General features: G+C 63.7%; 11 protein-coding genes. 3 read left to right on the top strand and 8 right to left on the bottom strand.

The annotated features are described in order from the left end of the window. The coding region (locus tag ACLQ62_RS14810; RefSeq protein ID WP_411722392.1) for an FCD domain-containing protein at window positions 1–180 on the top strand (180 nt) is incomplete at its 5' end. Window positions 181–245: 65 nt separating this feature from the next. On the opposite strand, the gene ACLQ62_RS14805 is transcribed toward ACLQ62_RS14810, so the two are convergent. Genes ACLQ62_RS14805 through ACLQ62_RS14790 form a run of 4 tightly spaced genes read right to left on the bottom strand, consistent with a single transcriptional unit; the run spans window position 246 to window position 3,797 of the window. Next, window positions 246–662: an RbsD/FucU family protein gene (locus ACLQ62_RS14805; protein ID WP_411722391.1), complete on the bottom strand. Its 417-nt coding sequence runs from the start codon at window positions 660–662 to the stop codon at window positions 246–248. Window positions 663–709: 47 nt separating this feature from the next. Continuing rightward, window positions 710–1,567 (bottom strand): amidohydrolase family protein, encoded by an 858-nt coding sequence (locus ACLQ62_RS14800; RefSeq protein ID WP_411722390.1) that lies wholly within the window; start codon window positions 1,565–1,567, stop codon window positions 710–712. Beyond that, window positions 1,564–2,520 carry an aldo/keto reductase gene (locus ACLQ62_RS14795; RefSeq protein ID WP_411722389.1) on the bottom strand — a complete coding sequence of 319 codons (957 nt, stop codon included), beginning with the start codon at window positions 2,518–2,520 and terminating at the stop codon, window positions 1,564–1,566. The genes ACLQ62_RS14800 and ACLQ62_RS14795 overlap by 4 nt, the downstream gene beginning before the upstream one ends. Continuing rightward, the gene (locus tag ACLQ62_RS14790; RefSeq protein WP_411722388.1) at window positions 2,517–3,797 is read right to left on the bottom strand and encodes an L-fuconate dehydratase; all 1,281 of its coding nucleotides are present in this window, start codon (window positions 3,795–3,797) and stop codon (window positions 2,517–2,519) included. Before ACLQ62_RS14790 ends, ACLQ62_RS14795 begins: the two co-directional genes overlap by 4 nt. A 171-nt stretch (window positions 3,798–3,968) precedes the next feature. Between ACLQ62_RS14790 and ACLQ62_RS14785 the strand changes: the two genes are divergently transcribed. Continuing rightward, the gene (locus ACLQ62_RS14785) at window positions 3,969–4,850 is read left to right on the top strand and encodes a fumarylacetoacetate hydrolase family protein (protein WP_411722387.1); all 882 of its coding nucleotides are present in this window, start codon (window positions 3,969–3,971) and stop codon (window positions 4,848–4,850) included. A 71-nt stretch (window positions 4,851–4,921) separates the two neighbouring features. Beyond that, entirely contained in the window at window positions 4,922–5,671 is a 750-nt protein-coding gene (locus ACLQ62_RS14780; protein WP_411722386.1) for an SDR family NAD(P)-dependent oxidoreductase, read from the top strand. Window positions 5,672–5,739: 68 nt separating this feature from the next. Here ACLQ62_RS14780 and ACLQ62_RS14775 read toward each other — a convergent pair whose 3' ends face one another. The 4 genes from ACLQ62_RS14775 to ACLQ62_RS14760 all read right to left on the bottom strand — a co-directional run bounded on the left by ACLQ62_RS14775 (window position 5,740) and on the right by ACLQ62_RS14760 (window position 10,367). Continuing rightward, window positions 5,740–6,453, bottom strand: coding sequence for a glucosamine-6-phosphate deaminase (locus ACLQ62_RS14775; RefSeq protein WP_411722385.1), 714 nt, complete (start codon window positions 6,451–6,453; stop codon window positions 5,740–5,742). Window positions 6,454–6,649: 196 nt separating this feature from the next. After that, on the bottom strand, window positions 6,650–7,423 hold the full coding sequence (locus ACLQ62_RS14770; protein ID WP_411722384.1) for a copper homeostasis protein CutC: 774 nt from the start codon (window positions 7,421–7,423) through the stop codon (window positions 6,650–6,652). A 14-nt stretch (window positions 7,424–7,437) separates the two neighbouring features. Continuing rightward, a complete protein-coding gene (locus ACLQ62_RS14765) occupies window positions 7,438–8,787 on the bottom strand; it encodes an alpha-L-fucosidase (RefSeq protein WP_411722383.1) in 1,350 nt (449 codons plus the stop codon). After that, complete coding sequence (locus ACLQ62_RS14760; RefSeq protein ID WP_411722394.1) at window positions 8,787–10,367, bottom strand: M81 family metallopeptidase; 1,581 nt, start codon at window positions 10,365–10,367, stop codon at window positions 8,787–8,789. Before ACLQ62_RS14760 ends, ACLQ62_RS14765 begins: the two co-directional genes overlap by 1 nt. Window positions 10,368–10,375: the final 8 nt, after the last annotated feature.

Genomic DNA, 10,375 nt, shown 5'->3' with positions numbered 1-10,375 from the left:
ACCGTGCGGGCGCGTATCTGGCGCGGCCTCACCCAGGAGAACTCCGTCGCCCGAACTCTGGACGAGCACCGGGCCATTGTCGACGCGCTCGAGCGCGGAGACGCTGAACTTGCACAAGCTTTGACCGTCGTGCACATATCTGGCGTGGAGCAATGGCTTCGCGACGCCGTCGCGTCCTAACCGCAGGGCAACAGCGGCGTCGGGCCGAATGTTGACCGGTCGCACAGAGCAATCGGCGCCCGACGTCAGGAGAACCGCCCGACGAGACCTTTCCGAACGATCACGCAACCATACTTCCGCGTCTCCCCGGTGCGAATGATCACGAAGGCATCTTCAGCGTCATCGTAGAAGTCAAACCGGTCGATGAAACGCACATCGTCCTGAGTCACGCCCGCAGAAGACAGGAGTTCCTTCTGCACATCGAGCACATTGCCGTCCGCCGACGTCATCAGGTCGACGGCGGGGCTGTCGTCGAGTGGCAGCACACTGCGAATTGCGGCAAGCACCTCCGGCGAGGTCGTGCCCGGCAGCGTGATCAAGCGTTCAGCGAGGCGGGCGGCAGGAAAGTGAGCGTCGACGATGATAACGGTGTCCGAGTGCCCCATCTCATCGAGGCGCAATAGCAATTCGCCGGTCAGGAGTGGGTTAATTCCCTCAAGCATGGTGGGTCCTCTCGGTCGTTCGATCTGATCTGGTTCCACGGCCGGGTCTACCGGTCGTCGGGCCCATGAATGTTGTACACCCGAGTCGCGGTCCCGCCAAGAACCGCCTCCTGTTCCGGCCCGCTCAGCTCGCCGATGAGCTCACTCAACACCTGCCAGGTCGGGGCATATCCGCCATCCGGGATCGACATCGGCCAGTCGCCACCGTACATGAGGCGATCCGTGCCGAAAGCGTCGAGCGCGAGATCAAACACTTCACGAATCGCGTCGACCGTGTAGGGCGCGTCAGGCCGCCGCAGACTCGACAGCTTCCCAATTGTGTTGGGCTGAGCGGCGAATTCCGTAATGCTCGTCCGCCAGGAAGCGAGTTCGTCACGGCCCCGTGGCGGTTTGCCGAGGTGGTCCAGCACGAGTGTCAGCTCCGGCAGGTCCCTGGCGACGTTGGTCGCCTGATCGAGGTGCCGCGGCCACGCGTCGTGCACGTCGAAAGCGAAACCTCTGCGTGCGACCTCGGCGAGAGACGCCCGCACCGGGGCCAGTTCCAGGAAACCTTCGCGCGGGTCATTGTTGAGTAAGTGGCGGATGCCACGGAATTTTGGATGCCGTGACCACGCGTCGAGTCCGCGCCTGGCGGAATCCGTCGAATCAAGCTGCACCCAACCGACGACTCCGAGAACCCAGTCATGCGCATCGGCAATATCGAGCATGAACTGCGTGTCGACGTGCGAGTCCTCGGCCTGCATGAGGATCGCACCGTCAATGCCGGCCGCGCCCAGCTCACGTTCGGCCTGCTCGGCCGACCAGCTCGCGTAGAGGGGGCCGAACTCGGGACCGAGCCAGCCGTACTCCGATACGCCGAGATCCCACAGGTGTAGGTGCGCGTCTATGCGCAGGGCCGTGGTCATGCGGGGATCAAACCCCTCGCGGCGAGGACATCCCACAAATCGTCCGGGATCGGTTCCGCCATTCGCTCCGCGTTCTGCAGAAGATGTTCCGTCCGGTTGCCTCCGACGACGACGGAACGGACAGTGTCATCTCTGAGCGTGTACTGCAGTGCTGCGGCCGGAAGGGAGACATCAAAGCTCTCGCAGACCGCGGCGATCGCACGTACGTGCTCGAGCAGATCGGCAGGTACATCACCGTATTCGTATCGAGCGTCAGCGCCGGGGTTGTCCGTTGCAAGGAGTCCCGAATTGAAGATCGAGGCGTTGACGATGCCGACGCCGTTCTGCCGGCAGGCCGGTACGACCTCGTCGATCGCCGGCTGCTCGGCGAGCGTGTAGCGCCCAGCGACCATGAGCAGGTCGAGCGCCCCAGTGTTCGCCGAGGCGAGAAGGGCGTCGGTGTCCATGGAGCCGACCCCGATCGCCCGGGCCATTCCTTGGTCACGGAAATGCGCGAGTGCCGGAATGGCGACATCAAGTGCTTCCTCAAGGCGATGCCGCTCGGGGTCGTGCAGGTATAGAACATCGAACCGGTCGAGCCCGGTGCGTTCGAGTGAATCTTCAATACTGGAGCGGATGCCGACAGCTGAAAAGTCCCACACGCGCCGGTGGTCGGCGGGTACAGCGAAGTTGTGCTCGAGGTCGAGTTCGCCCGCGCCCTCCGGATGTGGTTCGAGCAGCCGACCCACCTTTGTCGAGACGACGAACTGGTCACGCGGCTTGGTGGCGAGAAACGCGCCAAGCCGCCGTTCCGAAAGGCCTAGCCCGTAATGCGGGGCGGTGTCGAAGTACCGAATGCCCGCATCCCACGCCGCCTGCAGAATCTCCCAAGATTCATCGTCGGTGAGCGCGCAGAACAGGTTACCGACGTTGGCGGCACCGTAGCCAAGAGTTGGCATTGTCAATTCGCTCATGCGCCGAAAGAATACTCGGTTCGGCTCCCCGCGTGCATCTCCATACCGTTGCCGGGAGCGGTCGGCGCCGAATAGCAGCCGTTCTTCATATCGACGGGAGTGACGAAGTGCTCGTGAAGGTGATCGACGAATTCGATGACCCGGCCTTCATCCGACCCGGACACAGCCACGAAGTCAAACATCGACAGGTGCTGCACGGCTTCACACAGGCCGACGCCTCCGGCGTGCGGGCACACCGGAACACCAAACTTCGCTGCGAGAAGCAGGATGGCGACGTTCTCATTGACCCCGGCGACACGGGACGCGTCGATCTGGAGAACCTGGAGCGCGTCAGCCTGCAGGAACTGCTTAAACATGATCCGGTTGGCCACGTGTTCTCCGGTGGCCACGGGGATCGGCGCGACGCCGCGAGCGATCGCGGCGTGCGCAAGCAGATCATCAGGACTGGTGGGTTCCTCGATCCAGGCCACGTCGAATTCGGCGAGGCGTGACATCCACTCGATCGCCTCATCGACCCCCCAGCGCTGGTTCGCGTCTGTGCCGATGCGGATGTCGGGTCCGACCGCTTCGCGGGCGAGACGCATCCGTCGGATGTCGTCGTCGACGTTGCCGCCGACCTTGAGCTTGATCATGCCGTAGCCCTCGGCGACGGCCTCCTTCGCCAAGCGGACGAGTTTCTCATCGCTGTAGCCCAGCCAGCCCGGGGTGGTCGTGTATGCCGGGTAGCCCGACGCGAGCAACTCCGCTTCGCGGTCGTAGCGGCCAGGCTCGGCGGCGCGAAGGATGTCGAGCGCCTCATCAGGCGTGAGGGCGTCGGTGAGGTAACGGAAGTCGATGAGTTCGACAATCTCCTCAGGAGTCATCCGGCCGAGCAGTTGCCAGAGAGGCAGTCCTGCCCTTTTGGCCTTGAGGTCCCACAGCGCGTTAATCACAGCGCCGATCGCCATGTGCATGACGCCCTTCTCTGGGCCGAGCCAACGCAATTGGGAGTCCCAGACGAACTCGCGCCACGTGGCGCCCATGTTGTCGAGCAGGTTTTCGGCGTTGCGCCCGATGAGGCGACCGGCGAGTGCATCAATTGCCGCGACCTGCACCTCGTTGCCGCGGCCGATTGTGAAGACGAACCCGTGGCCCTCATGCCCGTCGTCCGCGTCGGTGATGATTCGAACGTAAGCCGCCGAATAATCAGGATCCAGGTTCATGGCATCCGAACCGTCGAGCGATGTTGATGTGGGAAAACGGATGTCGCTGGTTTCGAGCGCGCGGATGATGCTCACGGGAAAGCTCCTAAGTTGGGATACCCCACACTAAACATCGGATGTATAGACTGTCAATTACGCCGGCTGCCGCCGGTCTTGGCTCAAGCGCTGAGTGCGGCGGTCGGACAGTTCAGATGTTCCCGGTGCGGCGAATGCCGTCAATCGGACCCAAAGACAGGAAGTTGCCGCATGAAGTTCGCCAGGCTGGGCCCTATCGGCTCCGAAATACCCGTGGTCGAGTCGGACGACACCTGGTTCGATATCTCCCCTATCACCCGCGACATCGACGGCGACTTCCTGTCGTCATCGAAAGTCGCTGACGTGCGGACGGCGCTCGACGCAGGTTCCCTGACGGCCCTCGCCGACGCCGATGACCTTCGTATCGGCGCTCCAATCGCCCGGCCGAGCGCAGTGATCTGCATCGGAATGAACTACGCCGCGCACGCCGCCGAATCCGGTTCGGCGCCTCCCAAAACCCCGATCATGTTCATGAAAACCCCAAATACTGTTACCGGACCGAACGACTCCGTAGAGATCCCGCGGGGGAGCACCAAGACCGACTGGGAGGTCGAACTCGGCGTCGTCATCGGCAAGCGCGCCTCCTACCTCGACTCCCCCGACGCCGCGGCCGCCCACATCGCTGGCTTCGTTACCGCCAACGATGTTTCCGAGCGTGCCTTTCAGCTCGAGGTATCCGGCGGACAGTGGTCTAAAGGAAAATGTGCGCCGGGTTTTAACCCGACTGGGCCCTGGCTCGTCACACCTGACGAGGTGAACCACGCTGATGTCAGGCTCACGAGCTTCGTGAACGGTGAACCGCGACAGGACTCATCGACGGCCGACCTGATTTTCAGCGTGGAACACATCATCTGGAACCTCAGCCAATACCTCGCGCTCGAACCCGGCGACCTTGTGCTCACCGGAACACCGGAGGGTGTCGCACTGTCTGGCCGATTCCCGTACATCAGCGACGGAGACGTCATCGAGGTCGAGATTGAGGGCTTGGGGCGCCAGCGGCAAATCTTCAAGGCGCACGAGGACGACCGTGCCACCGCGGCGATGGCCGAGTAACGACCCGTCCGTTCACCGATCAGCTCGTGCAGCGAGCTCGATCAGGATCCCATCCACAAAGGAGTATTCCAATGCCAGAGTTTGACAACCTTGTTGCCGTCGTCACCGGCGGCGCTTCGGGAATCGGTGCGGCCATCGCCACCCGCCTCACCGAGGGCGGAGCGCGGGTGGCAGTGCTGGACCTCAGCCCGGCGGACGCCGACCCGGCCCATTTAGCACTCAAGGCCGATATCGCCGATCGCACTTCTGTGGAAGCGGCGATCGCGGCCGTCGCCGACAAGTTCGGCCGGATCGACATCGTGATCAACAACGCAGGCATCGGCGCCCAAGGATCCATAGCCGACAACGATGACGAGGAGTGGGCCCGCGTTCTCACCATCAACGTCACCGGGATTGCCCGGGTCACCTCGGCCGCCCTTCCTTGGCTTCGCAAATCCCCGTCCGCGGCGATCGTGAACATGTCGTCGATCGCTGCCACTGCGGGACTACCCGGCCGAGCTCTATACAGTGCGTCGAAGGGCGCGGTGCTTTCCCTCACCCGCGCGATGGCCGCTGATCACCTACGTGAAGGAATCCGGGTCAACGCAGTGAACCCGGGAACCGCTGACACCCCTTGGGTTGCGCGCCTTCTCTCAAGCGCAGCAGACCCAGACGCGGAGCGCGCCGCTCTCAACGCACGCCAGCCTCACGGCCGCCTGGTCCGCCCCGAGGAGGTCGCTGACGCGGTCGCATACCTTGCCAGCCCTCAGTCCAACTCGACGACCGGAACGTCGATTGCTGTCGACGGCGGCATGCAGGAGCTGCGGATCCGTTCGGAGTGAGCTCAAACGGGGTAAAGCAGATTCGTGCTCGGTCGCAGCCGAAGCAGCTTGCCACCAAGTTTCTCGCCTTAGCGGTGGGATCGGGTCAGGGAGCTGGCGGCTGCCAGGTCGAGGCAGACTATGACGTCCGGATGCGTCTGGATCGCGGAAGCGGGAACGTCCGTTGTCACTGGTCCCTCCAAAGCTGCCGCAACGGCGGCGGCTTTCCCCACGCCAAACGCCATCACGACGAGTTTCCGTGCCTCCAGAATGGTGCCGATTCCTTGCGTCAAGGCTGAACGAGGAACGTCGGATATAGAAGGAAAGTAGCGTGAATTGTCCCGCCGAGTTCGTTCTGTGAGTTCCACGACACGCGTTCTTGACTCGAAAGACGACCCCGGCTCGTTGAAGGCGATATGCCCATTAGTTCCGACGCCAAGAATCTGCACTGCGATGCCCCCGGCCTCAGAGATGGAGGACTCGTAGTCCGCTGCGTTGTCCTTGCAATCGTTACTTGTCGACGGAACGTGCACATGTTCGGCTGGAATACCGAGGGGACGCGCGAACTCGCGTAGCAGGGTGCTGCGGTAGGAATTGGGGTCGCTCGCATCAATCCCGCAATATTCGTCGAGCGCGAACGCCTGCACCGTTGGGAACTTCTTCCCGCGTGACGCCAACGCCTGATAGAGCGGGCCCGGTGTGCTCCCTGTAGCGACGCCGAGTACTGCTTCGGGATTGGACCGAAGCAGTTCCCAGACGGCGGATTCGGCAACTGCACCGACTTCAGACGTATCGGCGACCATAACTTTCACAGTCACGCGGCGTACATGGATAGTGAGTAGGGCTGCGGGTGGGCGGCAGTGCTGAGAGTGGGTGTACCCGTTTTCATTTCGCTTCTCTCACTTTGTGGGTAATAATGTTCGCGAAGCGCGCCATTAGCGTGGCCGCGAGCAGTCGCTGCGCGATCTGATAAGGGCGGCTACTTTTGAGGAGTCCGCTTCAAGCCTTCGGTTGATGCCTGATGACGATCTCCCGGCTGGCTTTCGCGGCAGCGGCGACCGCGAGGGCGACCGCCCGTGGGTCCGTGACCTCATAGTCGTCATCTCCGCCGCCAGGTCCGCTACCGAAGGTCTTCTGCGCCGCGACGCGGGCCGAAAGGTGAACAGCGTCAACCCCCGTCGAGGCCAACAGTGGTATCGACGCGATGGTAACCCCGCCGCCCGCCATGATTTCCAAACGCCCCGTCGCCGCCTCAACCATCTGCCTGAGCACCTCAGCGCCGTTTTCGCTCGACGTCGCCCGCCCCGAGGTAAGCACCCTGTTGACACCGAGCTCGCCGAGCTCCGAAACGGCTGCTGCGCTGCTCGTCACGATGTCGACAGCTCGGTGAAATGTGATGCAGAGGTCTCCGGCGGCCGATATCAAGCGCCGAATGGAACGACGGTCAATCGTCCCTTTCGCCGTCAGGGCCCCGATCACTACTCCGGCGGCTCCCGCCTCGGCGGTTGCCTCGATGTCTCGCACCATGAGGTCAACATCGCGATCCGAATACACGAAGTCGCCTGCGCGCGACCGGACGAGGACGTGGATATCGTGAGCCCCGTCGGCTTCCGCCTCGGCCACGACGGTCTCGATGGTACCGATGGATGGAGTGAGCCCGCCGAGAGAGAGACCCTGGCAGAGCTCTACGCGTGACGCACCGTTCGAACGCGCGATCCGAGCACCGTCTGCGCCCTGCACAGCGATCTCGACAGCAAGCGATTGGGAAACCATCGGAGTCCAGCCGGTCACAGTTCGACGGCGAGAACTGCGACAGCCGCGGACCGCAATGTCGGTGGCACCTGAACGCATCCATCAAGGTCAACCTCGGGCTCGCCTCGTCCCTTGGCTCCCAGCCAGGTGAGGTGTTGTCCGGATCGGAGCTCAGGCGGCAACGCGACGACGCCCGTTCCGGGGTTCATCACGTGGACGAAGACGGTGCGGCCGGCCCGCGTGTAAGCGACCGCGTTCGGACCGGAACCGTCTCCCGCCCGGATCCACGGCCGGGTGCCGTAGATGGCATCGCCGTTGATCCGCAACCAGTCGCCCATCGCTGACATGCTGGCACGCTGGAGCTCCGGCGCGGTGCCGTCGGCGCGCGGACCGACGTTGATCAGGAGGTTGCCGTTCTTACTGACGACATCCACGAGAAGTTCAATCAGGGCGGCCCCGGTGAGCGTGTGCTCCTGGCCCTCCGCCTCGTTGTACCCGAAGGAGAATCCGAGCCCTCGCGTCGCTTCCCATGGCCGGTCGAGAATCTCGGGGACATGCGAATACTCGCGGGTGAGGAAGCCGTGGTACGGCACGCCCCATCTGTCGTTCACGACTCCATCTGGCACGGAGGCGAAGTATCGGCCGAGGATTGCGGCGACGCCGTAATCCTCGCTGCCTTTGCCCCCGTCTGGCCAGTCGATGTCGTTCCACAACAGGTCGGGTCGGAATCTGGCGACCAGCTCGTCGAGTTGCGAAGCGCTGTAGCGGGCGAACGACGAGTCGTTGCGCCGGTGCCGGAACAGGTCAGTGTCTGATTCGATCGCGGGGAATTCGCTCACGTGCCAGTCGAGTGCACCGGAGTAGTAGACGCCGAACCGCAAGTTGGCGGCACGGGTCGCATCGTGGAATTCGCCGATTAAATCCCGCTTCGGTCCTCGCCTGGCCGCGTTGAACGGTGTGGACGGAGTGTCCCAGAGGCAAAATCCCTCGTGATGCTTGGTCGTCGGGACGACGTAGCGGGCACCAGCGTCTGCGAGCATTCCGACGAATTCGGTGGCGTCGAACTTCTCGGCGTGCCACAGATCGGCGAGGTCCTCATAGTCGGTGCCCACGCCGTAGACCTCTTCGTGGCGTTTGCGCGTTGGGCTGTTCATGATTCGAACGGTATTGCCGTACCACTCGGCGTACTGGTGCCAGGCGTACGCGTCCTCAGTCGGAACGGCATTCTCGCCGTGCGCGGTCGCCCAGGCAGGCACTGAATACAAACCCCAGTGCACGAAGAACCCGAGCTTGGCGTCGCGATACCACTCCGGCACCGCCTGCTCGGGATAGACCGGCGAATCGGCCTCAATCACGGGGCCGGTGCGGTCCTCGAAATTCAACATCAGATCTCCTCTATCGCGTGTCCGGTGCGCCGGCTGACGATCGCCCGCAGGTCGGGTTCGTGGGCGGATGGCTCGAACGGATACACACCAGGCACGAGTCGTGAATGCCCGAGTCTCACGAGGTCCTGGTCTACGCCCCCTGGCGTGAGAGCAAGTCGCCACCGCTCCCCTGCCGCGCTCCCGGTTGCGAGTTCGTACAATTCTGGTTCGAGGTAACCGATTTTCACGATGAGGATGTCGACGCTGCGAGGGTCGATTCCCAAGTCGGTGAAGTCGCTCACGTGGTGGAAGGGCTTCCTGCGCTCGGTGATGATGGCATGCACGCCGCCGGATTTCACGACAACCTGGCTGCCTGCATCCGGATCACCGTGGGTGATCGTGAGCACTTCTCCAACCAGCGACACCGGCCCTGAGGGGCCGTCGTCGACGCGTCCACCGACGTCGAGCCTGACCGAGGCACCAACACCGGCCGCCACCGCGGTGGCAACGGCCGCCGAGTCAAAGACCGAAGCGTGGACGACGTCGATCTCGCCATCGGCGAACTCGGGGCGCCGCAGGAGTTGGCCGAGCGTCCACGACACGTCTCCAGCCCCGCCCGCCGTCGGGTTGTCCCCGGAGTCCGAGATCAGGTACGGGCGCTCACCGGATGCCGCGACGCTCGCGAGCGCGGACTCGATGGCCTCGTCCAGCGGCACGGCAGGCGCAACGAAGGCGAAGTCGGCGCGCGCGTCCCAGTACAGCCGTCCGAGGCGTTCAGCCTCATCGCGGATGACGTCCGGGGCGTCCCCCGTCACCACGACAGCAGCCTGGCACCGGGGCTCATCGGCCCAGGCGTACCCGACCCACAATGCGGCATCCGTGACGCCGTCACGCCGTTCGACCCGCGGCAACTCGGCGTACAGCGTCCTGGCCGGTTCGATGCGCGTGCTTGTCTTCTCACCGGGCAGGAGTACGGGCACTGGCAGCCACGCCTTGAATGGCCGACGGAGCACCGAATCAGAACCCGTCGCCGCGCGCAGCCGCGAGAGCAGTGTGTGCACCGCCCGTTCCTTCGTGTTCCAGTCGTCCTCGTGCGGTGCCATCCGGTAGCACGTGATGAGGTCGGTGGCATCCAGGAGCACGCGTGAGACGTTCCCGTGTAGGTCCATCGACGTGCCGATGAGTACGTCCGGGCCCAGTTCCTCACGCACAGCCGTCGCGAGGTCGCCCTCGGCGTCGGTGAGCCCGACCACGCTCATCGCGCCGTGAATATCGAAATAGAAGCCGTCGAACGGGGCCTTTCTGCGGATGCCGTCAAGCAGTTCCGCTTTGAGCCGCTCGTAGGTCTGGCGGGCGACAGCTCCCCCTGGCAATGACCGCGCCTGGAGAATGGGCACCCAGTCGGCGGCGTTCCGAAGTTCGGACCCCGCGGCAAGGAAAGGATAGTAGTCCAGCAACTCCGCCTCACGGCGTTCGATGAACGCCTCATCCCCGCTGACGTGGGGCGAGAAGGTGCTCGATTCGATCGAGATTCCGCCGATGCCGATGCGCGGCGATGCAAGCCCTCCGTCGGCGACGTCGTCGAGTGGTCCACGCCAGATGTCGGATG

Origin of the sequence: Mycetocola sp. (genome assembly GCF_046716805.1) — a bacterium.
In the GTDB taxonomy this organism is placed as follows: domain Bacteria; phylum Actinomycetota; class Actinomycetes; order Actinomycetales; family Microbacteriaceae; genus Mycetocola_A.
This window is presented reverse-complemented; position numbering and strand designations above follow the sequence as displayed.